We start from the raw sequence: 23,893 nt of genomic DNA, 5'->3' as shown, positions 1-23,893 counted from the left end.
AAACTAAGCTTTAAAAATTAATAGATACTACAGCCTAAACTACTCTTAGATTGCTTGAATTTAAGCTCTCCATTTGGCGCATAGTCAGCAATATTTATCTGCTCATGCTGTTTAATGTAGTCATACAGTTCAATCGCATCAACATAGCCCGCTTCTAGAATATTAATCTTGGGATAGTTATCACCACCTGCTGCGCTAAAGCTTGGTATTGAGAAAGTATAGTTTTCATTAATGTCAAAAGGCTGATTATTAATTGTGTGTATTTCAACCTGCTGATCGCGGCACATCACCGTCATATCAATGCCATAAAACTGCGCGTAAGCGCCACTGGTCCGAGTATTAGTCGCCACTTTAGATAAATACTTAACTAACTTCTCACCAGACATTTCAGCAAAACCAATCGTATTTGAAAATGGCTGAACGGTTAATACATCACGGTATGCCACATCTCCGGCTTGAATTGATGCTCTCACGCCACCTGAGTTCATAATGCCAAAATCAGCACGCACTTTTTCACTGTGTACTTTCGCAATTAAGCGCCCTAAATTGGTTTGCTGCGCGCGAACCACTTTACGATCGCCTTGCAGTAAGCCATCCACTTTACCAATTATGACATCAAGCTCTGCGCTGCCTTTATCTTGATAAGGCTTAAGCGCCGCTTCAACATCTGCATTTCGCTCAATAGGCTCAGCAACTGGCCACGCTAGTTTTTTACCAAATGCCATACGCTTTAAGTTAATTGGGATTAATTGATAATCGACTAAATACAACTTGTCATTCACGTACTCAAAGTCTGCACGACCTACATATCGCCCCCACTCATGAGCTTGCATAATGTAAGTTCCATTTTGCTTGTCAGGACGACACGAATCGCCAGGCATAAAACGCGTATCATACTCACTTTTACGCCCACTCATACACACGGGGTTTTGTGAATGGCCGCCAATAATAGCATCAAGATCACCCTCGTTTAGGGCTCTTGCCATAGTGACATCACCAGGGGCATTACTGCCAAATTCACCATTTTGATAATGGCCCATATGTGTTGCCGCAAACACTAAATCAATGCTGTCATCAGCATTAATTTGCGGTAATAACTTTTGCATTTCTTCAATCGGGTTAGTAAAGATTAAAGATTCGGTATGAAGCGGATTCGTTAACTTTGGCGTATCGTCGGTGGTTAACCCCACAACAGCAATATTGATGTTACCGAGGTTAAACACTTTATAAGGCTCAAAATAACGCTCATTGGTGTCTTTACGATAAATATTCGCGGCAAGCATTGGGAAGTTTGCTAGTTCAGCTTGCTCATCCAAAACAGACAATGGGTTATCAAATTCGTGGTTACCGACTGCCATCGCATCATAACCAATCATATTCATACCAATAAAGTCTGGTACTGCTTTTTGTAAATCTGACTCTGGTACGCCTGTATTGATGTCACCGCCAGAAAGTACCAATGTATGGCCCCCTTCTGCAGTCACCTGTTTACGGATATTATCAATCACAGTAAAGCGAGCAGCCATACCAGCTTCACCCGCTTTATTTTGCCAAAAACGGCCGTGGTTATCATTGGTATGTAATACGGTAAACTTTGTGCAATTGTTATCTTCACAGGTTGGGCGTTGCTCGCAGCCACTTAAACTGAACAAACTGACACAAGCGACAACTAAACTAAGGCTCTGTGTTAATCGTTTTGTGTGCGGAATTTTTCTTATCATTATTCTATCCGTTTTTAACAGGGCGTAGACAAATTCAATCAATACGCAATAAAACTGTGTCACAAAAATGAGTGACCATCTTAACAAAATACCAGCATTATATGTCATTTTTTTGAATTCAAAACCTTATAGAACAAGAGTTTATTCAATAATTTTGCAGCAATTGTCCTCATTAAAAAACAAGAGTTTTTTAATGATAGTGATAATGTATAAACAAAAAAGGCTTAGGGTGTAAGTTTATTAAACTTTCACCCTAAGCCTTTTATTTTATGATGGTTATTTAACCGAGCATATATCGTCTAAGCTCGAGTTATTATGCTATTTACAAAACAATTAGCGCATCAATTTAGACGAAATCCACGCACCAATTTCAGTTAACTGTTCAGGAATAACACTATGAGGCATTGGATAGGTTTTCCAAGTCGATGTATAGCCCGCTTTAGTGAGTGCATCAAAAGCCATTTTTCCGGCAAATAGTGGCACGACTTCATCTTGCTCACCATGATGTTGCAATAATTCTGTTTGTGCATTTGCTGAGTGTAAATCATCAGGTAAGCTTTCGCCGGCAGGTAAATAACACGATAACGCCATAATACCAGCAAGTTTGTGCTCAAAACGTAAGCCACTAAATAAGCTCATGACACCGCCTTGACTAAACCCTGCCAGAATAATATTTTCAGCGACAATACCTGCTTCTATTTGCTCATTAATCAGCGCTTTTACGGCTGTTTCTGATGCGAGTACGCCATTAATGTCAGCACGATCATGTAAGTCCATGCTTTTAATGTCATACCAAGAACGCATGATATAGCCACCATTAATGGTCACCGCTTGTTCTGGCGCGTGAGGAAATACAAAACGAATACTGTGATTTTGTGGCAAGCCTAATAATGGCACAACAGGAGCAAAGCCTGCGCCAGAGTCACCAAGGCCATGAAGCCAGATAACACATGCGGTTGCAGCTGTGGTCGGTTCAATAGTAATACGTTCAAGTGCTGTGCTTGCAGACGGCATAATCTAATCCTTTATTATTTATTGCCGCTATCTTAACTGAAAGAGTTTAACTCGTTAACCTATCAATAGAATTCTGTCCTTTCAGATAATAAAAAAGGTAGCCTAAGCTACCTTTTTTGATTAACAGTGTTACTCAAATTGAATTATTGAGCACAACTCTTAACTTCTGAACCATTACGGTAGAAGTTTAATTGCCCTTCTACAGGCGCGTAATCTTCAGCTGAGATTTCTGGATTCGCTACGAAATACTCACGGAATACAGCAGCATCAGTTAACTGAGTATCAATGTAGTTTTCATGTGTATTGATGACTGGGTAATCATCGCCACCAGCAGCGCTAAAGTGGATCACTGAGAAAGTGTAGTTTTCAGCAACATCAAACGAACGGCCACCTAAGCTAGCAATATCAACAGTGCCTGCATCACAATTAACATCCATTGCAACATCATTTAGTTGTGGGTAACCACCACCAGTTTTAACTGCAATATTAGCAAGATAGTCTTCAACTTCAGCCCCTGTCATTGTGACGTAAGCAACGAAGTTTCCGAAAGGTTGAACAGTTAACACGTCACGGTAAGAGATATCACCTTCAGCAATAGATGCACGCACACCACCTGAGTTCATCACACCGAAATCAGCCGTCACGTTGAAGTTATTAGTAACAAACTCAGAATATGCAGTTGTTAATAAATTACCTAGGTTAGTTTGCTCAACACGAACAACCTCACGGTCACCTTCTAACTTGCCATCTGTGTACGAGATAACCACATCAAGTAGCTCTTGGCCACGTTCTTGGTAAGGCTTAAGCATGTCATACACGGTTTGATTCTTTTCAATTTCTTCAGTAATGAAAACTAAATCACCGTTGTCATCTTTTTCTTTTAAATTGATAGGAATTAGCGAGTAGTTCGCAAGTGTCAACTCACCATCCATGTATTCAAAGTCAGCACGGCCAACATACTTGCCCCATTCGTGGGCTTGCATGATATAAGTGCCGTTTTGTTGATCTGGTTTACATTCTTCACCTGGGGCAAAGTCTGCGTAATCATCGCCTTCCATGCACACTGGATTTTGTGAATGACCACCAATAATCGCGTGTAATTGACCTTCTTCAACTGAGCGAGCCAACATAACATCGCCAGGTGCTTCAGTGCCGTGGTTGCCATCAGCATAGTGACCCATATGCGTGACAGCAAATACCATATCCACTTCTTCGTTAGCTTCGATTTCAGCTAATACTTTTGGTAGCTCAACTTGAGGATCTGTAAACTCTAAGTTTTCAACGTTTTCAGGGTTAACGATTTTAGGAGTATCTACTGTAGTGAAACCAATGATCGCCACTTTAAGACCGTTAATTTCGAATACACGGTATGGCTCAAAGTAACGTTCTTCAGCATTTTTGTCGTAGATATTTGCAGCAAGCATTGGGAAGTTAGCCAATGTAGATTGCATATCTAGCGTGCTTAAAGGGTTATCAAACTCATGGTTACCGACAGCCATTGCGTCATAGCCAAGTAAGTTCATGCCAACAAAGTCAGGAATCGCTTCTTGCATATCAGATTCTGGTACACCCGTGTTGATATCACCGCCTGATAAAAGAATTGTTTCGTCGCCACGACCTTCAACTTCTGCGCGGATTTGGTCAATAACCGTTTTACGTGCAGCCATGCCATACTCACCGTCGCTGTTTTCCCAAAAGCGACCGTGGTTATCATTGGTATGAATAACGGTAAAGCTAGTACAAGCATCACCCGCAGCTTCACATGCTGTTTGGTCTTTATCATCGTCACTGCTACAACCTGATAAGGCTGCAAGTACAGCTGTTGCAACGAGTCCTTTGTATAACGTGTTTTTCATGATCTAACCCCTAATCAATATATTTTTATATTTACGAGCTACCCAGCTCTGCGCCGAATCGTAGCAAACACTGGACTGTTTTTATGTCACTTTAATTACAGTTTGTGATATTTAACCCAATAACAACAATAAGTTACACTACTGATTACAAACCATTTATAAACAATGTTTTTTACGCTACTTATTCGTTATATCGAAAATGGAATCAATAAAAAGATAAGGGTGATAATCTGTTAATTTAAAATGACTTTGTGCAAAACAGTGCTTTGCCTGATTATCTTTTTAGTAAAACACCCCTTTAAATTACTGCTCAACAAGGCCGGGATCACAGTTTGACTTTCAGCCGATTTGATATAGACCCAGTTTTACACGCCATAAAATATCGAAAAAATAGAAAATTAATGACAATTTAATCCGCTTATTTTCGATAAATTAGTAATCTACACTTAATTTTTATTCTGAAGTCATAGGTGTGGGAATGGGATTGTTACAAAACGGACAATGGGTCGACCAATGGTATGCCACCAAAGAAAATGGCGGTAAATTTCAACGAGAAGATGCGCAGCTTCGCAACTGGATCACGCCTGATGGCTGCGCCGGATTATCTGGAAGTGCTGGCTTTAAAGCAGAGTCTGGCCGCTATCATTTATATGTATCATTAGCCTGCCCCTGGGCTCATCGAACCTTGATATTTAGGCAGCTAAAACAATTAACCGCGCATATTGGTGTCACTGTGGTTGAGCCACATATGCTTGCAAACGGTTGGGAATTTAAAGGCCCTAATCAATCAACAGATGCTCATGCTATTGATGGTGCTCAAGTTGATGAACTGTTTAATAAAGACTTTATGTACCAGGTATATCTGCAAGCAAAGCCCGATTATAGCGGCCGAGTGACTGTGCCTGTTTTATGGGATAAGCAGCAAAATACCATTGTGAGTAATGAGTCTTCAGAAATCATTAGAATGTTTAACTCAGCGTTTAATAAAGTAACTGGTAATACAGAAGACTACTATCCGTTAGAACTTCAATCAGAAATAGATTCTTTAAACGAGCTTATTTACCCCTACATCAATAACGGGGTTTACCGCTCAGGCTTTGCTACCACTCAAAAAGCCTATGAAGAAGCTGTAATGCCATTATTTGACACACTTGATACCTTAGAAGCTATATTGGCTAACAAAAGGTATTTACTGGGTAATCAAATCACTGAAGCTGATTGGCGATTATTTACAACGCTTATCCGTTTTGACTGCGTGTATGTGGGACATTTTAAAACCAACTTACGTACGATTGAATCTTATCCAAACCTGTCGGGATATTTACGAGACTTATATCAACAACCAGGGATTGCCGACACCGTAAATTTTGAGCACATAAAACAGCATTATTACTTTAGCCATCAGCACATTAATCCAACTCAAGTAGTACCAGAAGGGCCTATTATCGATTACATGCGTCCACACAATCGCTCAGAACTTTAGAAACTCGATTCTAGGGGGGATTCTTTTACTCATCAGCATGAGTTATCGGTTATGGCTTGTGGCTTGTGGCTTGTGAGCAATAAATGATTGAGCATGGATATCGCACCAGCAGAGACTTTACTCTGGTGCGATACCCAGAATTTCAATCACTTCATAAAACTGTTGATTATTATCCAACTGCAAACTCCAGCGAACCGCACCAGCATCTGCAATCAGTAATAATCTATCTGCAATACACTTCATATCATCCACCATTGCAGTTAAGACAATACTATTCACGTTAAGGCGGCATTGCACTTCAAATGGTGTCACGACTAACTTGCCTTGTGAAAATTCAATAATCATCAATACATTTCCGATTTAGCCAAACTGAAAACAAAAATCCCAAGTGAGGTTCACTTGGGATTAAACAAAGCTTATAGCACTAAACTATTCACACTTAACAATTGATGTTAATCAATATTAGTGCTGATGACCGCCTTCACCATGTGAATGGCCGTGTGCGATTTCTTCATCAGTTGCTTCACGAACATCAACCACTTCAATATCAAAAGTCAGTTCACGCCCTGATAAAGGATGGTTAGTATCGATAGTTGCCATGAACTTACCAACTTTAACCACTGTCACTTGGCGTTGACCTTGTTCGGTATTAACAATAGCTGGCATACCCGCTTTCCAGACTTTAGCACCTTGCAAATGTTTTACTGAAACGCGCTGCTCAGCCACTTCCATACGTTCGCCATAAGTGTCTGCTGCAGGAGGCGTTACACTGAATTTAGCCCCAGCTTCTTTACCTGTTATTGCATCTTCAATACCTGGCATCATGTTGTCATGGCCATGTAAGTAAGCAATTGGCGATCCGCCTTCGTTAGTTTCAATCACTTCGCCTTTCTCATCGCGAAGTGTGTAGTTGAAACGTACAACCATATTATCTTGAGCTGTCATCGAATGTCCTTAATTTACTTCGATTTCTATCATTGCCGCAGCTTAACAAATCGATTACCAAGCTGCCAGCAAAAAGCAGAACCTAATTACGTTCTGCTAATACTGAGTGATGAGCAAAAGGAAATGACACTCTCTTATCCCTACTATGATGTCATCACTCACTTTAAAGCTTATTGACTCAACGTCATACCGAGTGCTTCAAAGGTTTTTTCATCAGGGAAACCGTCGGCGATCAAGTTTTTACTGCGCTGAAATGCTTGTACACCTGCAATGGAGTTACGCCCTAACACGCCGTCAGGTTTACCGACATCAAAGCCTAATTCATTAAGCTTTGCTTGCATGACTTTAATGTCACTGCGATTAAACATGCCATGCTCAGGCGCACTGATTGCAAGCGGCGCAGCGCCATTAATTCGGTCAGCTAAATGGCCGACAGCAATGGCGTAAAACTCTGAACGATTCCAGCGCATAATGACATCAAAATTGTCGTAACCTAAAAATGCAGGCCCAGTGTGACCAGATGGCACATACAAAGATGCTGTCATATCAGGTGTTGATAACGCTTTACCGCTAGTTTGAGTAATATTAAGCTCAGCCCACTGAGTTAACGGTTGAGGGTGTTTACGGCCTAAATATTGATAGTCGTAGTTTTCAGGTAAGCTAACTTCACGTCCCCAACGTTCATTGGCTTTCCAGCCAAGTTGTTGTAAAAAATTAGCCGCTGAAGTTAGCGCATCAGCAGTGCTATTCCATAAATCGACTTTGCCATCGCCGTCGCCATCAACCGCATACTTAGCGTAATTGGTTGGCATAAACTGGGTGTGCCCCATTGCGCCAGCCCATGACCCCACCATAGTGGCATCATCAAAGTTATACTTTTCTTTCAGCTTTAATGCTTGCATTAACTCATTGGTGAAATAGTCACTGCGTCTTGGGTCACACGCCAATGTAGCTAAAGAGTTGAGCACCGACATTTTGCCTTTATAGCCACCAAAGTTGGTTTCTAATCCCCAGAACGAAATAATATATTGGCCAGGTACGCCGTACTTTTTAGTTAACTCGTTAAGCAACTCGCGATTTTCAGCAAGTAAGCGTCGGCCTTCTTTAACGCGCCAATCTGTCACGCGTTTATTAAAGTAATTACCAAAAGTTTGACTAAATTCAGGTTGCTGATTATCAAGCTCTATAACCCGAGGAATAAATTTAAGGTTTGCGACGCTGGTATTAATGGTTTGTTCAGACAAACCTTCACTGCGTGCTTTGACTTTAAGGTTGTCAACACATTGAGCAAAATTGTCAGGCGCTGCGGTAGATTGAAGACTAACAAAGCAACTCGAAAGTAAAATCACTGACTTAAAAACAGGAGAAAATTTAAAACGCACCATAAATGAATACTTCTACAAATAATGACTGTTCACATCGTGACTGATAGCGATTCAGGAAACAAGAGCCTTTAAGTCTTAAATATTGAAATTTTGTGTTTATCTGGTTAATTTCAGTTCATCTTGAAATTGATATTGTCACATTCGCGTAATAGTGTTTTGTATTGTTTAGAGTTACCGTATAATCGACCCGTTAATTGAATTCATCAAAGAGACTAATCATGATTGAACAAACCCCTGCTGTTGCAAGCTTTATTGAGAACGTTAAAGAACATCAAGTCCTATGGGGCTTAGCGGATGAAACGGGCGAAGGTTGGGTTGTATGTGACTCTTCTGAATTCGAAGAAACTGATGTTATGCCTTTATGGTCAACAGAATCTGCAGCATCAAGCCATTGCACTGAAGAGTGGGCTGAGTACAAAGCAGTTAAAATTAGCCTAAATGAATTTTTAGAATACTGGGTTGGCGATTTAAACGAAGACGGCGTATTAGTCGGATTAGACTGGATTGCTGATCAAGAATGTATTGAAGTTGACCCAATCGTACTAGCAAAAGAATTAGTTGACGTAGAAGCCGAATAATCGCTACTCATCAAGTTGCGACAATATAGTTACGACAGCATATAGTTGCTACTACATAAAGCTGCTAGAACATTCGTGAAATATAACGAATTTCAGCAGCTTTTTTATTGAACCTCTTTTACCAATAGGTCTGCTGTGAACCATTTACCGCCTTTAGTTGAAATCCCTTTTGATTTACGCCATCAATGTTGGTTTTGTGCTGAACCGTCTAATGACGTTTTTAGTTTTTACGCTAAACCGAGTACACCGCACCCTTCCTTGACGGTTCCCGCTTGCAGCGAATGTGCCCGCTTGGCGAAAAAGAATCCGCTAACATCGATTTGGGATTGCCGCGACGGCGTAAAAGATGAGCTAATGAAGATTTACCATAAAGATTTAGCCATCGGGATTAACTGGACTGAAGAAGAACTAGAAGAGTCAGGCTTTGATTGTCGTATTCTTTCAGGCTTTAAAGAAAGTGCATGGATGATGTACAACATAGCTAAAGGCCGTATTAACGCAAAAGGTTGGCCATTAGTACTCAATGCAGTGGATATCGAACAAGGCTACAGCGGTCAATTTGAATTTGATGGCTTAACCTTTAACTCCCTCACTAAAGCAATAAACCATTATTGCGATACGTTAATGCTTAACAAACATCTATTAAGCGAATTATTAACCATTGTTGGCAAAGACAAGTTTGCCTATGCCATTAGGTTATGCCGAATGAATATTGGCATCACCAAAGAACATCAAAAACTCCTGCTACAGCAAGTGAAAGAAGAGTTTGAACAGTAACTTTGGCAATATTCAACACGTGCAAAGGTATTAAGCTGCAGCTGTTGTTTAACGCTGCATTAAGATGTACGTGGCGCTTGTCTAGACTTTGAGAGAAGCGAAAACGACAAGCGTTACGATTCACTCTTAAATGTTAAGTTACTTTTCCATCCCGAAAACCAGATAATTCACAAGCCTTTTCTAACTCATCAGGTGATGCATTTGAGCCGCTAAACTGAAGTACAATCTTCTTACCCGCTAACTGCTTTCTTAACTTCCATGCTGCCATAATTGTTGAACTCCCCGCGCCTTCCACTAAATTCTTGGTATGGTGAGCAGCTAAGGCTATACCTTGCAAAATTTCTTGCTCTGATAAGAGAACAAAGTCATCTAATTTATCACGATAAATATTAAAAGTAGTTTCGTAGGCTGTACCTGTGGCAAAACCACCTGCAAAAGTTTGATTTGAGCTTGCGACAATTTCCTTGCTAGACCATGATTGATAAGCTGCCGAAGATAATTCTGCTTGGACAGCATAGATACTGATTCGAGGAGATATTGATTTTAGTACAGTAACCGCTGATGCCACTTCGCTACCACCACCTAACGGTAAAATCACAGCATCAATATCTGGAATATCTTCGATTATTTCGAGAAACTCTGTACCAACACCATTTACTACAAGTGGCTCGTTTGCTGGATGAACGTAGTAATAACCTCTAGTTTGGTTAATTTCAGTTACAACTTTAGCCGCTTCGTCAAAATTTTCACCTGACTCAATCACGTCAGCACCTGCATTTTTAATTAATTTAATTTTCACAGGATTAGATCCGACAGGCACTACGACAATTGCAGGAATGCCAAACATCTTCGCTGAAGTGGCAACAGATAAACCATGATTACCTGTAGAGAAAGTAACAACCCCGTTCACGTTAGCTTTTTTGAGGTGTGACATAATGTTTATGCCTCCTCTGATTTTAAAACTGCCGGTTATATTTTGATTCTCATGCTTCACATACACCTCACAACCAAGCAGCTTGGATAAACCATCATACTTAATCAGAGGTGACCGATTTATATAAGCTGAAACAACCTTTTTAGCTTTATATATCTCATGAAGCGAGATGGGATATTTTTTTAAACTTTCCACTGTACCTCCTTGTGACTTAACGCTGTTTAAAGCAGTAAATTGCCGTTGGCTACAATAATTAAGGCACTAATGAAAAGCCAATTATAATTTGTCAGTCTTGTAATTAAACATGCAATATATGGCCATATTATTCGCAGTAAATTTAGCTTCAACGATTACTCGATGTAAGGCCATAAGATCAGTATCTTTGTTTATTTCCATATTGCCAATATTTCCGATATCCCCAATAACCTGATTGAAGTACAACACCCACTTAATCGAACAAAAACAGTTGGTTAAATTATGAATCGAGAGAAAACCTATCCAACTGATGACTAAACTGGGGGAAGAGCATAGTCCTGTTAATTTTCTTGTTTTATGTTTAACTCACGTTGTGCTTTTTTACTTAATGTTGAACAAGCCTTACGATAAGACCAACCAACTAACTCTGTTAAATACGTTGGATCAAATTCGCTAACGTTGACAATAGTAATCCAATGAAACCGATGCATGTAGCGAGCAGGTTTTACACCTGGTTGATCCGTTAGTTCCAAAAACCTTTCAGGGGATACACGGATACTAAAACGCCAACGTTCTGGTTCGCTTGTTTTAAAGTAAGCAAAGTTTCGAGCCCGTACTTTATATGTAAGTACGTTCGAAGGCTCACCACTTTCTGCTACTGTTGCATCAGTAAGGCTCAAACATAGACTCTTTATATCAGGTACTTCCACGGTTTCTCCGAAACATACAACGCCCATTAAAGGGGCTAATGACAGTTTGATTACAATAAGTGAGGCACGAACGGAAAGCCAACTGTTATTAGTCCGTTTGAATGCCCTGTTATACGGGAATTACCAACTTACCGACGATACTCGCAAAGCCACCCACTTTCACATTGATTACACTAGAGTTATCAGATTTAACAGATGCTGTAATTATAGAAGTACAACCCATAGATCTACCTTGCTCAAAAACATAGTCACATCCCAAAGCTAGATACTCTGTGAGATAACATGCTAAAGCACCACTAGAACTGCCCGTAGCTGATTCTTCTGAGATACCAAATAATGGAGCAAAATTACGACAGCTTGCTGTAAGTTTACTTTCAGCGTCACAAAGCTCAAAAACATGAAAACCAACAACTTTATGATTTTCACAAAAGTTAGCGATTAGTTCATCATCTGGTTCTATTACATCTAAATATCCGTTAGGAACAGGAATAATCACATCAGGTAGTCCCGTTGAAATAACTTCAATAGGTAACTTCGTGCTTTCTAAAATATTGCTTTCAATGCCAATAACTTTTGAAATTTCTTGGTATGAGAAGGTATCTAACTTTTGCGGCAATTGCAGCTCCATCACTACTTTACCATTTGGCTCGATGATCACTGGTAACATTCCAACTTTCGTGCGTTGAACATAAGAGCCTGCAGCAAGAATACCCTTTTGGTACAGAATATAAAAAGTTGCTAATGTAGCGTGACCGCAAAAGTCAACTTCGCCTGTTGTAGTAAAGAAAGAGACTTCACAATCAGCTTCGTCATCACTGGAGACAAAAGCCGTTTCTGAATATCCTACAGCTTGTGCAATTTTGAGTTTTTTAGCATCCGATAGTTGGTCGGCATTCAAGACAACACCTGCTGGGTTTCCGCCTTTTTCATTTATTGTAAATGAGTTTACCAACGCAACTTCGATATTAACCAACACTCAGCCTCCCGCATAAAGCTCTCAATTGTAGTTGCCTAAAATGTGAAGCAGAGCGAAACAAACTAACTGTTATTTGTCCCGTTTTAAACAGATTACGATAAGTACAACTCACTTAACCCTCTAATTACTTTAACATTATCTGTAGCTGACTCTATATGTTTTGAAGTGAACCAGAATGGTTGAATGCCAGTGGCTATTGCAGGTTTAATATCTTTATCAAAGTTATCACCAACCATAGCCACATTCTCTGAATGGACTTTTAATTTATCCAAAATAGAATTGAGAAATTCAGGGCTTCCTTTAGATAACCCCAAGTTAGCTCTGCAAAAATAACCTGATATGAATTGGCTCAAACCCACACGTTCAAAAGCCTGTTGAATTTCTAACTCAGTTGAATCGGCAGCACCTGTAGCAATATAGATTTGGGCATTTTTAGATAGCACTTCTAAAGCTTCTTTAGCTCCAGTGACAGGCTCAACAATTTCCCAGTTACACATTTTTCCTGTAACACCAGGGAAATCAACCATCAAAGTGTCCCCCCAATCAAAAAGATATACGTTTATCACCAAACCTCCATGTATTTAACGCCTAATAATGGGTAAATTGTAGTTGGTCTAAATACTCGGCGAAGGAGCAAAAACCAACCGTAATTTGTTCTTATTTATTAGCTTGTTATGTGCGACTCACCCCTGAACTTGCCAATTCTCAGGCAAATTGACCCAATTACATTTTTTAGAGCTATTCAATGTATGAGTTGGCTCTAAAATTTCAGATTCGGCGAAACACCCACCAGCAACACCAATTAAATGAGGCAATGTTGATATAGTCCAATAAAGCGTTGTGCCACATTTAGTGCAAAAGTGACGATTTTGTTCGTGATTTTGCTCTTTATGCCATAATTTATAAATTTTAGTATCACCTGATTTTTTTAATACTGCATCAGTTTTAAAATAAGTAGAGATACCAAAAGCGCTTCCAGTACGTTGTTTACAGTTTGTACAATTACAAACAGAGTTCATTTCAGGCTCACCTGAGAGGGATATAGAAATTTGCTTACAACAGCAAGTAGCTTCGAGTGTCACAAAACCTTCCTTTGCATATAACAACTGTATAGTGAGCATGCACATTTATCACATCAGACCTGTGAAAGTGCGCAACACTAAATAATTTAATTACATTACTCAAAAAAACATCCATATTCCAGCTGTCAAAATGCGTATGGGCATTTATCTTACGCAATAATCCAGACATTAACGATTGAGTTTATGATTTTATGAATTAGAAATGTATGACAAAAAATTAAGTGCGCAAATAAAGTTTAATAATTTACTTGAAAAAAGGCCCCCAATAACACTGTGTAAGCATACAGCCTAGTAGTAAAGACAAGGTTGTTTATTCATGGCGACTAAAAGTCCATTTATAACTGACATGCGGCAACAGATGAGAATGAAAGGTTATAACATCAGAACGGAAAGGCCTATTTTTGCAGTTAGACTTAATATAGCACTCTACATAAGCGTTAATCGTGTTTCATGCTTTTGGATTCCCATCGAGTGACTCTGTTTCTGCCTTGGTATTTTGATTGATATAACGCCATGTCTGCACGTTCAATTAAGGTTAGGTTGCATTCAACATCAACGCTAAATGAGGCTACACCGAAGCTACAAGTGACTGTAATTGATTCAAATTGACTACTTTCAATGCCTTGTCGCATTTGTTCTGCAATTTGTTCTGCTTCTTTCTCGCTTGAGTCGGGTAATAAGATACAGAACTCTTCGCCCCCGAACCTCGCCACCGTATCCGCTTCACTGGCGTTATTCATCAACACTTTTGCGACGCCTTGTAACACTTTGTCGCCAGAGGTATGACCGTAGGTATCGTTGATGGTCTTAAAGGAGTCTATATCCGCCAGTAGCACAGAGTATTGTATGGGCATCTTTGACGGCTCGAAGCTTTCGTTAAAGCGCTGGTATAATATACGACGATTATAGCAGTTGGTTAACGGGTCTCTCGACGCTAAGTAATCGAGTTCTCTGTTTATTGCACGGGTATTCTTGTATCGATAGAGGATATAAAAAACCAGGATGACAAAAACCGATAGTGTCGTGATGAGTAAAAATATGGAAAAACGTTTCTTTTTTATCTCTAATTCAGTAATTTTTTGCGACTGAAGCATGAGCGCAATTTGAGTTTGTTGTTGGTCTAATTTAAGAGCACTTAACTCTGCATCTTCACGCAAAGCATCTAATTCAGTTTCTAGCTTGTAAGATGCCAAAATGACTTGGTTTTTTGTGAAATCAAATGCCTCTCGTTCTTTTTGGATAATTTGTGATAATTGATATTTTTCCTCTGAGTACAGCAGAGATTTTGTTAAGTTTCCTTTGATTTTTTCTGCTTCTTTTAACCAATGGTAGGTCATCAATATATTTTCTTTATCATCAACCTCAGAAGACAGTAGCAATGCTTGTTCCAAAAATGAAATCGCTTTCTCGACATCTTTTTCGAGCACAGCTTTGCCTAAGTAATTAAGGGATTGGACTTGAAATTCAGCTTGCTTGTATTCAATTGCTAATGCGAGAGATTGCTTAAAATAACCTGTCGCTATGGCGGCCTTTTCTTGTTTTAGGTAATTGGTTCCTAGCAAAAAATGGATGCGGGTTGTTTTTGAATAACTGTTCATTGATTGATAGAGCTGCAGTGCTGTCGCTAGCATATTAATAGATTTTGCTAAGTCATTTTGATAATAATGAATAACCCCTATTTCACGAAATGCCGCTGCGCGCGTTTCAGGTTTCACTTTATCTATTGGCAAAGCAATAGTTTGAGAGTAAAAAGATTTTGCATTATTTAACTGATCTAACTTGGTATAGATTAGGCCGATTTGATTGTCTACTTCAGCTAAGTGGCGTAAATCATTTTCTTGCTCATAAATATGCTTTGCTTGTTGAATATAATCTAAAGATTTCTCGTAATGGCCTATGTTGCGATAAATAATACCTGAAGCCAGTGCGACTTGTGCATAACGCGATGTTGATGGACTGATCGAAGACAGGATGTTTAAACTTCGGCGGGCATGATCAAGTGCTCTGATATAGTTTCTCTGCTTATTTTCAGCCATTGCAATATTTTTTAAGGCAATGGCTACCGCTAGAGCATCCTCTCTACCCTGCTGAATAACTAGTGATTTTTGATAATTAGCAATAGATTCGGGGATATCTTTTAGGTGCTTATAACACTGCGCAATTTCATGATATATGGCTGCTAATTGTTTTTTTGAGTCATCGTCGTTACCAGTAATCAACGGGATAACTTTTTCGAACTGCACAACGGCGTTATTAAACTTTTTCTGTTTATAGTTGAGCTTTCCCGCTGTGGTATAAATATCGACTAACACGCTTGTGTTTTGCGAGCTAAAATCATCTGTAAGCAACTGATTAATAATAATTTCAGTAGATTTGTAATCTTTTTGGGATATCAGTGATTTTGCCTTGCTTAGCGCATTGTTTATTTGCTCACTCTGGGAAACTGTAGCTTCTGATGACAATTCTGTTTCGTTGCTTTTCGCTTGAATATTAAATGTAATCATAGTGAGTGCCAGCGCCACAATCAGAATACTTAAGATCATCCGGTTGGTATTGATATTGGTATTGATATCAAACATATAAGAGTATCTAAAACAAAGTGAACGTAGCACTGATTGTAGTCCTTTTCACTTAAATATAATATTCACTTCATCGTTTTTTTGTAGCGTTTAGATTTTTATGAAAAATAAGAAAATATCATAACCCCCGTTTATCATATGTTGCCTGATTGAATATCATTTTCTAAGCGTGCAGTGACAAGCTTATCTCTATAAATATATGGTTAATCTACTAAAGATTTATCGTGGTAATATGTGTTCTCGCCCTCAACTAGGTGCATCTGTCACTATGATGGATATCTTTGTCGGTATCCTATTCATGAAACATCTTTTAGGGAACATTTAAGAAAGCGCAGCTAATCAGTAAACTACCGAAACAAGTAAAATCACACTTTTCGGCATACCTTTACAACGCAATAATGACAAAAGGCAGCGGATAATCAACTAGTGCAGGAATTGCTAGGCATTGAGATTTAAAAAACACTGAGCTTTAAACTCATGATATTGACCGTCATTTCAGACATACCTTAAGCCCTGTAGACAGGTAATTATTCAGACAGCTAGTGTTTTAAAAAAGATAGTGTTTTTAAAAGGTAGTGTTTTAGACAGATAGTGTTTTAGACAGATAATAATTTGACTCAGTTAAACGCTGTAAAAAAGACGCTACCATTAACTTACTTAATGTAAGCGTCTTAATCAGCGAGTATAGATTCGTGTCACTTAATTAGTCTACAACTCCAATACAGTCTTTAATCGTTTCTGCACCACACCCACTAATAAATCAGGTTGAAACTTAGAGATAAACTCATCACAACCGACCTTTTCGACCATAGCATGGTTAAAGCTGCCGCTAAGTGATGTGTTTAGTGTGATAAATAAGGATGACATCCGCTTATCGGCGCGTATCTCAGAGGTGAGCTTATAGCCATCCATCTCTGGCATTTCAGCATCCGTTATCATCATTAATAGCTCAGTTGATACGTCTTTACCTTCATCTGCCCAGCGCTGCAGTAATTGTAGCGCTTGTAATCCATCCGAGGCTTCAATAATCTCAATGCCCAGCTGACTTAGGGTATCTCTAACCTGCTTTCTTGCGGTTGAAGAGTCATCCACAATCAATATTTTCTTGCCTGGCATTTGGGATGCAAGTTGTTCATCTAACACACCTTCTGAAAGGGTAATGTCATAGTCAATAATTTCGGCAAGTACCTTTTCCACATCAATAATAGATACTAAACGTTCGACATCATTATCCTGCAACTTGGTAATTGCTGTTAGGTAATTATTAGGGCCTGCTGACTTTGGTGGCGGCATAATGTCGCTCCATGTCATATTAACAATGTGCTCTACTTTACCGACTAAAAAACCCTGCACACTGCGGTTATATTCTGTGATAATTAAATTACAATCATCAGACACTGGCATTGGGCTAAACCCAATCGCCCCTCTAAGATTGATCACCGGAATCGACAGTCCGCGAATATTGGCCACACCACTTATATTGGATTTGCTACCGGGAATCGCACTTAACGCGGGTAACTTAACCACTTCTTTTACTTTGAAAACATTAATCGCAAATAATTGAGTTGCATTTATTTTGAACAGTAGTAATTCCAACCGGTTTTCGCCCACTAATTGGGTGCGTTGATCTACAGTATCAAGAACTTTCTTCATTATGGTGTCTCAGTTAACTCAACATCGATTTGGTTAAATTATAATTGATTTAGATAAAAAAACTGTAAAGTTCATCGTAATAAAACAGTCTCGTTCCAAAATTATTTCTATTTAGTGTAAATTTACAACAATCATAATTTTATTAAGATCTTATCGGCACGAAACGCCGTATCATTAGCTATAAATCAACAAGCCGCAGTCAAGGCTTTGAATCATCAGAAAAACATCCCTATAAAGGAAATAAGATGCGCAAAAAAACAGTAAAAATAATCGCTTCTACTTTATTACTTTTATCTACCAGCGCCTGCACTATGCTTGACACCAAAGTGGCTGTTATTGATGACTTTAATCTAGATAATTATCTTGGTACTTGGCATGAAATTGCAAGGTTAGACCATTCGTTTGAAAGAGGCTTAAGCCAAGTTACCGCAACCTACTCTTTAGAAGGCGACAAAGTTGTGGTCATTAATAAAGGGTTTTCTGAACAAAAATCTCGTTGGAAAGAAGCTGAAGGTAAAGCTTACTTTATGGAATCGAATGATATCGCCCGTTTAAAAGTGTCCTTTTTTGGCCCTTTCTATGGCGCTTATCAAGTGCATGACATTACGACTGATGAGCAAGGAAATTACCAAGCCTCACTCGTTATTGGGCCCAATAATGAATATGCCTGGATTTTAGCCCGTAGCACCAGTATTTCTGCCGAAGTAAAGCAACGCTTTGTTGAAAAAATGAATACTTTAGGTATTAAAGAACAAGAATTAATTTGGGTTAAACAAAACGAGCAATAAATAGTGATCATCACGTGGGACAAGGTCGTATACATACCTGATTTAACAATAAACCTTGTTTCTCACATTGAGTCAATCATCATATAGGTGCAGTTATGATTTTACCCTTGTTTCCACTGTCAATTTGTCTACTGCCACAAGGCTTTACACAACTAAGAATTTTTGAGCCTCGCTACAAGCGTTTGGTCACCGAATCTTTAAAGTCTGGTGAAGGATTTGGCTTATGTATGCTCAACAGTAGCAACGAACTGATGCCCATTGGCACTTGGGTACACATCATTGACTTTGAAACATTAGATGATGGCTTGCTAGGGATCAGCATTGAAGGTCGACAACGTTTTAAAGTCAATCAGTTTGACGTTGAAACTGATGGCCTCAAGCGCGGTGATGTTACTTTACTCCCTGATTGGCCAAGCAGTGATTTAATCCCTAATCAGCAATTCCTGAGTGAGTCACTGCTGCAAATTCTTGAGCAATACCCGACTCACTTGTCTCATTATAACAAAGACGACTTTGAAAACATTTCTTGGGTTTGTCAGCGTTGGTTAGAGATTATGCCGATTACGGCTGAAGAAAAGTATCAATGCATCAATAGCCATAACCATGAAATGACCCAAGAGTTGATTACAAGCATCATTAAGTAATGATGCTTGGTTTATTCATCATGCCATGAATACGACATTGACTCATTACCTCACTCCCCTTTTTTCACCCTCCAAAACCCGATTAAGCTCATATCAAAACAAATTCAACAAAGTTTAATAAATTTATGATCTTTTCTATTCTGGTTTGCGTATCAATATTCAAGTCGCATGTTCACCGTTTTAATCAACTCAAAAGAAAAGTGAACATCTGTATTTCTCGAAGTTTATTTATAAGACTTCATTTGTAGACGCGAGTGAAAATAAATGGAAAATTTTCAATCACAAACGCCACAAAATCGTTATGATAAAGGTATGTTATCTAAAAATAATAGTGCCATGACCACAAACGATTCTAGTGACAACGAAGCGCAGTACCTTGCAGAACTTATGATGCAAGTCGCTAATGATCGCAGCAAAGCTGCGTTTGCAAAATTGTTTGCACACTTTTCTCCTAAGATCCGTGCATTCGGTATGCAGAGGTTAAGTCAACAAGGTCTAGCAATGGACTTGGTTCAAGAAACCATGACTCGTGTGTGGACCAAAGCACATCTATACAATGCAGACAAAGCAGCCGTAAGTACCTGGGTGTTTACTGTAATGAGAAATCACTGCTTTGATATGCTGCGTAAGGTGCAAAATAACCGTGAAGATGCTTATGGTGATGACATTTGGCCTTTATTCGAATCAGATGAAAGCGATGAAACAGATAACGACTTTAAACTTTCAGCGACATTACTCAAACACGTTGATGACTTGCCACCACTTCAAAAACAAGTGGTACAAGGGATCTATATGCAAGAGCTGACTCAACAAGAGCTTGCAGACAAACTTAAAGTGCCCATTGGCACGGTAAAATCAAGATTAAGACTCGGTTTAGAAAAGTTAAAAGGCTTCATGGAGAAACATTATGATTAAGTATCACCCCAATCAGGACTTGTTAACACTCCATGCAAAAGGCGAGCTTCCTTTATCTCTTTCAATTGCTGTTTCAGCCCACTGTGAACTTTGTGCTGAATGTACTGAAAAAGTCACTGCACTAACATTAGCGGCGTCTGATGAAAATTTTGCGATGTCACAAGTATCAACTGATAACACTCAAATGAACGCGGCATTAGATGCAGATCTTGAAGCATTGCTAGCTGATATGATGTCAGACGATAGCGTACTTGATAACGCTCCAGCAGCAACTATAGGTGCTTCAGAAAACATAAGCGCTTCGGCAAATATCAGTACCAATGTTAAAGGGCAGGATTACACCTTACCCCGCGCATTCAGGCAGCAAGTGGTTAATCACTGGCAAGGAATTGGCAAAGTCAGTCGTTTACGCTTAGACACTGGTGAAAATCAAGCTCGTGCTAGTTTGCTACACATTGCTGAAAATGGCGAGATACCACAACACAGCCACAAAGGTGAAGAGTTAACCTTGTTGTTAGCTGGCGAGTTCAGTGATGAATACAACACTTACACTGCAGGCGATTTCATTTTACTTAATGGCGAACATGAACACAGCCCTAAAACAGTAGAAGGTTGTTTATGTTATACCGTTGTAGATGCACCTTTGTATTTCACCAAAGGCATTAGCAAGTTGCTCAACCCTATCGGTGAGTTGATTTACTAAACGAGATAGATCCAGTAATTTGCTTAAATGAATTAAGCACTGTGAGTTATTTACACCAAATAATTTACAGTAAAAAGCACAGCGATAGTTATCGACACATATAGTGTTTGGTAACTATTGCTGTTGTTTTACATTTTTCGGTGAATTTATCCCCGAAAAAACACTGATTAGTTCACCTTTTAGTCTGAAACTGTTCTATTTTGAAAAAAATGTATTGCTATATAAAAAATATACGCATATTATCCGTTATGTTATTAAGTTATCTTGTATTTATTCGTTTACCCTTCTGTTAGTCATATAACTGCACCAGTAAACCCACACTACAAGTCATTTTGCAAAGTTCAACATTGTCGATAATTGTCATTAGTTTGTCATATGGCTATGTTCAACTATTCAAAGCAAGTATGTTGGCGATTAAAAAAATTAATCAATTTAAGCCTACTTGTAAGTGTAATGAACACAATTAACTTAAGCAGACAAAACTAAACCAATACACAAAGAAACTTACGCAACACAACTGCTTAAGGATATTTATTGTTATTACTTACTCACCATTAGGTGAAATTTTAAACAAGGAGTGTGGCACATGTCATACAACATTAATGGTCATGAAATTACAGTTAATTTCCCTGTAAACTCAATATCATCAAACAAAAACTCAATAGCTTTTACTGACAGCCAAGGTAAAACTAAAACAACTTTTTCAAAGCGCACTGAAGCGTTAAAATTTATGAAATGGTTGATTACGGCTAACAAGTAACACTTTCTATAACGCTTGCGTTATTCATTTGCTCAGTTACTCAATAAACATCGCTTCTCGGTATTTCCTCTCACACATTACCGGACGTTTATTAGAACTGAGCAATATGAAAAGAACCTACTCTTAAATCACTTCACTACTTACAAAATCACTAACTTATTCTCAGATTCACTGACCTATTCACAAAATCACTGGTCAAGTTTGTCAATTTCCATTTTACGCACAATACCCCACCAAAATATAAATAACGATAAATACAAAACCTAAACTGACTTACTTCCTCATCAGCCTTATTTGAGTGTTACTTTGCCTGATACTTGCGATGTTACTTTGCCTGATACTTGCGATGATACCTGGCTAACATGCTTGGATTACCTAACACGCCACCTTGATGCAAATACATTAGCGGCGCAGTGTTATCTATATTATCCACGGTACTTGATTGCGTTAAAAAATGTTCAAGCATAATAAAACCCACTGGATCGTATAGCAGCTCAAATTCAATGCCACTTGCACACACGCGCTGCCACATCTCATAACACTCACGTTTTAACTTTCCAAAGTGATATTTATTGCCATTAGAGATAATACGTGGGTGATGAAGCGCATTTTCGCTTAACTGATTGAACTGCAACCTTAGGTAATCATCACCACCAACGCAGCTGCAAGTCAGTACATTCACTTCTGGTAAATCTTCATGCTCAAATCGCTTTATCTTAAAGAAGCGTTGTAAGAATAATGCTGTGGTGCCAGTGCCTGATGGTAAAAATAGGTTTAGGGTTGAATAGTGTTTTTCATGCATCCAGTCGAGAATTTGTTGACCTAGTTGTTCAAGGCCAATAGCGGCATACTCACAGCGACCGCCCTCTGGAATATACAATTCATTATCTAACGCTGATCTGGCAAGCTCTGTCACATAGCTATCAAGGCTTTCAGTGACATGCTCAGGCTTTTCGATGATATTGGCACCATTATCAAGTGCCGCCAAATAATTACCTTGTGGGTTTTGCTGTAAGTAATTGGCGATATGGTCAACATAATAATCCAACTCCCAGCCGCGCATTTTTGCCAACACAGCAAGCGAATGCAAAGAGTTGGCTTGCGCAGAACCATAACCCACCAGCTTAGTGATTTCAGGACATTCTTTTTCAAGAAAATACTGAAACTTGCGGGCTTTGTTGCCACTAAAGTCTGGATGGATCAGGTCGTCACGTTTAACAAATATTTCTCGCTGCGCAAATGTCATGGTCTCGACGGGCGTGGGCGCAAACATAATGATTCACTTATTCAATGATTAAAAACCTTAATGACTATTTTACCTAAAAATTAGTGAGAACCGCTATCTCGAACTTATTCTAGAACGTATTCAATAACATTCCATGAGCCTTGTTGGATATATTTGTTTGATAAGGTTAAGCTGCATAAATGAATAAAATCGATATAAAACAAAAAGTAAGATAACTCCTACTTTAAAATATAAGCAATGAAAAATTATTGGCACATTTCTAGCTATCTAAACATAAGACTTAAAAAAGACTTAAAAATTTTATTCATTCGAAACTAAGGGATTATCAATGTCAGTGTTGAGATTAATATTTAATATTGCGTGGTTCATCATGGGCGGGTTTGTAATGGGACTTGCGTGGTGGTTAGCAGGGCTATTATGTTTTATCAGTATTGTTGGTATTCCTTTTGGACGTGCTTGCTTTGTGATTGGCGAAATGGCTTTTTGGCCTTTTGGACAAGAAAATGTCAATCGCAAACATTTATCAGGAATTGAAGACTTTGGTACGGGCCCATTAGGTATGGTCGGTAATGTTATTTGGTTCTTATTCTGTGGTATTTGGTTAGCTATTGGTCACCTTACCCATGCACTGGCTTGTTTTGTGACTATCATCGGTATTCCGTTTGCGATACAACATGTCAAATTAGCACTATTAAGCCTCACGCCTATCGGCCAAACAATTGTAGCTAAAGAGAGTTACTAATCTAGCTAAAACAAGTGACTAATCTAGCTAAAAAGAGTGACTAACTGAAATAACACAATGCGGATAGCATCAAGCGTATAGATAGGGCCTGTTGATCTTTCGAGGTTGTTTTTGCAGCGAATTGCTGATCATTTGTACAAGGCAGAGACTTTGTGGTGTAGTTCTTCATAAAAAGCTTATTCTACATAAAAAGTCGATAACGCAGTA

Annotated in this window: 23 protein-coding genes; 9 read left to right on the top strand and 14 right to left on the bottom strand. The window is 38.9% G+C overall.

The annotated features are described in order from the left end of the window. Nucleotides 1-17: 17 nt before the first annotated feature. The 3 genes from ushA (AB4153_RS03655) to ushA (AB4153_RS03645) all read right to left on the bottom strand — a co-directional run bounded on the left by ushA (AB4153_RS03655) (nt 18) and on the right by ushA (AB4153_RS03645) (nt 4,591). The gene (ushA, locus tag AB4153_RS03655) at nt 18-1,721 is read right to left on the bottom strand and encodes a bifunctional UDP-sugar hydrolase/5'-nucleotidase UshA (RefSeq protein WP_102527931.1); all 1,704 of its coding nucleotides are present in this window, start codon (nt 1,719-1,721) and stop codon (nt 18-20) included. Between the two features lie 333 nt (nt 1,722-2,054). Further along, complete coding sequence (locus tag AB4153_RS03650) at nt 2,055-2,735, bottom strand: alpha/beta hydrolase (RefSeq protein ID WP_371996414.1); 681 nt, start codon at nt 2,733-2,735, stop codon at nt 2,055-2,057. Nucleotides 2,736-2,878: 143 nt separating this feature from the next. After that, on the bottom strand, nt 2,879-4,591 hold the full coding sequence (gene ushA, locus AB4153_RS03645; protein ID WP_102527933.1) for a bifunctional UDP-sugar hydrolase/5'-nucleotidase UshA: 1,713 nt from the start codon (nt 4,589-4,591) through the stop codon (nt 2,879-2,881). Between the two features lie 478 nt (nt 4,592-5,069). On the opposite strand from ushA (AB4153_RS03645), the gene AB4153_RS03640 reads away from it, so the two are divergent. Next, nucleotides 5,070-6,074: a glutathione S-transferase family protein gene (locus AB4153_RS03640; RefSeq protein ID WP_371996412.1), complete on the top strand. Its 1,005-nt coding sequence runs from the start codon at nt 5,070-5,072 to the stop codon at nt 6,072-6,074. A gap of 117 nt (nt 6,075-6,191) precedes the next feature. On the opposite strand, the gene AB4153_RS03635 is transcribed toward AB4153_RS03640, so the two are convergent. The 3 genes from AB4153_RS03635 to AB4153_RS03625 all read right to left on the bottom strand — a co-directional run bounded on the left by AB4153_RS03635 (nt 6,192) and on the right by AB4153_RS03625 (nt 8,404). Beyond that, the gene (locus AB4153_RS03635) at nt 6,192-6,419 is read right to left on the bottom strand and encodes a DUF3389 family protein (protein WP_102527935.1); all 228 of its coding nucleotides are present in this window, start codon (nt 6,417-6,419) and stop codon (nt 6,192-6,194) included. A 117-nt stretch (nt 6,420-6,536) separates the two neighbouring features. Beyond that, nucleotides 6,537-7,019, bottom strand: a complete 483-nt coding sequence (locus AB4153_RS03630; protein ID WP_102527936.1) for a peptidylprolyl isomerase — start codon at nt 7,017-7,019, stop codon at nt 6,537-6,539. Nucleotides 7,020-7,189: 170 nt separating this feature from the next. Continuing rightward, a complete protein-coding gene (locus tag AB4153_RS03625; RefSeq protein ID WP_371996409.1) occupies nt 7,190-8,404 on the bottom strand; it encodes a lytic murein transglycosylase in 1,215 nt (404 codons plus the stop codon). 218 nt (nt 8,405-8,622) lie between these two features. Here AB4153_RS03625 and AB4153_RS03620 point away from each other — a divergent pair, with 218 nt between their 5' ends. Next, complete coding sequence (locus tag AB4153_RS03620; RefSeq protein WP_102527938.1) at nt 8,623-8,982, top strand: DUF2750 domain-containing protein; 360 nt, start codon at nt 8,623-8,625, stop codon at nt 8,980-8,982. 135 nt (nt 8,983-9,117) lie between these two features. Then, nucleotides 9,118-9,759 carry a hypothetical protein gene (locus tag AB4153_RS03615; RefSeq protein ID WP_102527939.1) on the top strand — a complete coding sequence of 214 codons (642 nt, stop codon included), beginning with the start codon at nt 9,118-9,120 and terminating at the stop codon, nt 9,757-9,759. Nucleotides 9,760-9,892: 133 nt separating this feature from the next. Here the strand turns inward: AB4153_RS03615 and AB4153_RS03610 are convergent, their stop codons facing one another. The 7 genes from AB4153_RS03610 to AB4153_RS03580 all read right to left on the bottom strand — a co-directional run bounded on the left by AB4153_RS03610 (nt 9,893) and on the right by AB4153_RS03580 (nt 17,888). Continuing rightward, a complete protein-coding gene (locus AB4153_RS03610; protein WP_102527940.1) occupies nt 9,893-10,888 on the bottom strand; it encodes a threonine/serine dehydratase in 996 nt (331 codons plus the stop codon). A gap of 341 nt (nt 10,889-11,229) precedes the next feature. Further along, nucleotides 11,230-11,598: an MmcQ/YjbR family DNA-binding protein gene (locus AB4153_RS03605; RefSeq protein WP_303514215.1), complete on the bottom strand. Its 369-nt coding sequence runs from the start codon at nt 11,596-11,598 to the stop codon at nt 11,230-11,232. Nucleotides 11,599-11,707: 109 nt separating this feature from the next. After that, on the bottom strand, nt 11,708-12,574 hold the full coding sequence (locus tag AB4153_RS03600) for a PhzF family phenazine biosynthesis protein (RefSeq protein ID WP_248955733.1): 867 nt from the start codon (nt 12,572-12,574) through the stop codon (nt 11,708-11,710). A 92-nt stretch (nt 12,575-12,666) separates the two neighbouring features. After that, nucleotides 12,667-13,140: an HAD family hydrolase gene (locus AB4153_RS03595; RefSeq protein ID WP_371996408.1), complete on the bottom strand. Its 474-nt coding sequence runs from the start codon at nt 13,138-13,140 to the stop codon at nt 12,667-12,669. 117 nt (nt 13,141-13,257) lie between these two features. Next, nucleotides 13,258-13,656, bottom strand: a complete 399-nt coding sequence (locus AB4153_RS03590; protein ID WP_371996407.1) for a GFA family protein — start codon at nt 13,654-13,656, stop codon at nt 13,258-13,260. A 437-nt stretch (nt 13,657-14,093) separates the two neighbouring features. After that, a complete protein-coding gene (locus tag AB4153_RS03585) occupies nt 14,094-16,268 on the bottom strand; it encodes a diguanylate cyclase (RefSeq protein ID WP_371996406.1) in 2,175 nt (724 codons plus the stop codon). 675 nt (nt 16,269-16,943) lie between these two features. Continuing rightward, complete coding sequence (locus AB4153_RS03580) at nt 16,944-17,888, bottom strand: chemotaxis protein CheV (protein WP_303514205.1); 945 nt, start codon at nt 17,886-17,888, stop codon at nt 16,944-16,946. Between the two features lie 245 nt (nt 17,889-18,133). Between AB4153_RS03580 and AB4153_RS03575 the strand changes: the two genes are divergently transcribed. The 5 genes from AB4153_RS03575 to AB4153_RS03555 all read left to right on the top strand — a co-directional run bounded on the left by AB4153_RS03575 (nt 18,134) and on the right by AB4153_RS03555 (nt 21,698). Continuing rightward, the gene (locus tag AB4153_RS03575; protein WP_102527945.1) at nt 18,134-18,676 is read left to right on the top strand and encodes a lipocalin family protein; all 543 of its coding nucleotides are present in this window, start codon (nt 18,134-18,136) and stop codon (nt 18,674-18,676) included. A gap of 95 nt (nt 18,677-18,771) precedes the next feature. After that, nucleotides 18,772-19,320 carry an LON peptidase substrate-binding domain-containing protein gene (locus AB4153_RS03570; protein WP_229369028.1) on the top strand — a complete coding sequence of 183 codons (549 nt, stop codon included), beginning with the start codon at nt 18,772-18,774 and terminating at the stop codon, nt 19,318-19,320. A gap of 264 nt (nt 19,321-19,584) precedes the next feature. Beyond that, nucleotides 19,585-20,235: a sigma-70 family RNA polymerase sigma factor gene (locus tag AB4153_RS03565; RefSeq protein WP_371996404.1), complete on the top strand. Its 651-nt coding sequence runs from the start codon at nt 19,585-19,587 to the stop codon at nt 20,233-20,235. Next, nucleotides 20,228-20,938 (top strand): ChrR family anti-sigma-E factor, encoded by a 711-nt coding sequence (locus AB4153_RS03560; RefSeq protein WP_102527948.1) that lies wholly within the window; start codon nt 20,228-20,230, stop codon nt 20,936-20,938. The genes AB4153_RS03565 and AB4153_RS03560 overlap by 8 nt, the downstream gene beginning before the upstream one ends. 586 nt (nt 20,939-21,524) lie before the next feature. Then, nucleotides 21,525-21,698: a hypothetical protein gene (locus AB4153_RS03555; RefSeq protein ID WP_102527949.1), complete on the top strand. Its 174-nt coding sequence runs from the start codon at nt 21,525-21,527 to the stop codon at nt 21,696-21,698. Between the two features lie 325 nt (nt 21,699-22,023). Here AB4153_RS03555 and AB4153_RS03550 read toward each other — a convergent pair whose 3' ends face one another. Continuing rightward, nucleotides 22,024-22,971: a 1-aminocyclopropane-1-carboxylate deaminase/D-cysteine desulfhydrase gene (locus AB4153_RS03550; protein WP_371996403.1), complete on the bottom strand. Its 948-nt coding sequence runs from the start codon at nt 22,969-22,971 to the stop codon at nt 22,024-22,026. 301 nt (nt 22,972-23,272) lie between these two features. Here AB4153_RS03550 and AB4153_RS03545 point away from each other — a divergent pair, with 301 nt between their 5' ends. Beyond that, complete coding sequence (locus AB4153_RS03545; protein ID WP_229369031.1) at nt 23,273-23,686, top strand: YccF domain-containing protein; 414 nt, start codon at nt 23,273-23,275, stop codon at nt 23,684-23,686. Nucleotides 23,687-23,893 lie beyond the last annotated feature (207 nt).

It is taken from the genome of Shewanella sp. 10N.286.52.E4, assembly GCF_041468785.1.
GTDB lineage: Bacteria > Pseudomonadota > Gammaproteobacteria > Enterobacterales > Shewanellaceae > Shewanella > Shewanella electrodiphila.
The sequence above is the reverse complement of the archived record's forward strand: the minus strand, read 5'-3'. Positions and strand labels throughout refer to the sequence as shown.

Bases quoted from the DNA above. Each gene is read 5' to 3' on its own strand.
- ushA (WP_102527931.1), bottom strand. From the start codon at position 1,721: ATGATAAGAAAAATTCCGCACACAAAACGATTAACACAGAGCCTTAGT.
- AB4153_RS03650 (WP_371996414.1), bottom strand. From the start codon at position 2,735: ATGCCGTCTGCAAGCACAGCACTTGAACGTATTACTATTGAACCGACC.
- ushA (WP_102527933.1), bottom strand. From the start codon at position 4,591: ATGAAAAACACGTTATACAAAGGACTCGTTGCAACAGCTGTACTTGCA.
- AB4153_RS03640 (WP_371996412.1), top strand. From the start codon at position 5,070: ATGGGATTGTTACAAAACGGACAATGGGTCGACCAATGGTATGCCACC.
- AB4153_RS03635 (WP_102527935.1), bottom strand. From the start codon at position 6,419: ATGATTATTGAATTTTCACAAGGCAAGTTAGTCGTGACACCATTTGAA.
- AB4153_RS03630 (WP_102527936.1), bottom strand. From the start codon at position 7,019: ATGACAGCTCAAGATAATATGGTTGTACGTTTCAACTACACACTTCGC.
- AB4153_RS03625 (WP_371996409.1), bottom strand. From the start codon at position 8,404: ATGGTGCGTTTTAAATTTTCTCCTGTTTTTAAGTCAGTGATTTTACTT.
- AB4153_RS03620 (WP_102527938.1), top strand. From the start codon at position 8,623: ATGATTGAACAAACCCCTGCTGTTGCAAGCTTTATTGAGAACGTTAAA.
- AB4153_RS03580 (WP_303514205.1), bottom strand. From the start codon at position 17,888: ATGAAGAAAGTTCTTGATACTGTAGATCAACGCACCCAATTAGTGGGC.
- AB4153_RS03575 (WP_102527945.1), top strand. From the start codon at position 18,134: ATGCGCAAAAAAACAGTAAAAATAATCGCTTCTACTTTATTACTTTTA.
- AB4153_RS03570 (WP_229369028.1), top strand. From the start codon at position 18,772: ATGATTTTACCCTTGTTTCCACTGTCAATTTGTCTACTGCCACAAGGC.
- AB4153_RS03565 (WP_371996404.1), top strand. From the start codon at position 19,585: ATGGAAAATTTTCAATCACAAACGCCACAAAATCGTTATGATAAAGGT.
- AB4153_RS03560 (WP_102527948.1), top strand. From the start codon at position 20,228: ATGATTAAGTATCACCCCAATCAGGACTTGTTAACACTCCATGCAAAA.
- AB4153_RS03555 (WP_102527949.1), top strand. From the start codon at position 21,525: ATGTCATACAACATTAATGGTCATGAAATTACAGTTAATTTCCCTGTA.
- AB4153_RS03550 (WP_371996403.1), bottom strand. From the start codon at position 22,971: ATGTTTGCGCCCACGCCCGTCGAGACCATGACATTTGCGCAGCGAGAA.
- AB4153_RS03545 (WP_229369031.1), top strand. From the start codon at position 23,273: ATGTCAGTGTTGAGATTAATATTTAATATTGCGTGGTTCATCATGGGC.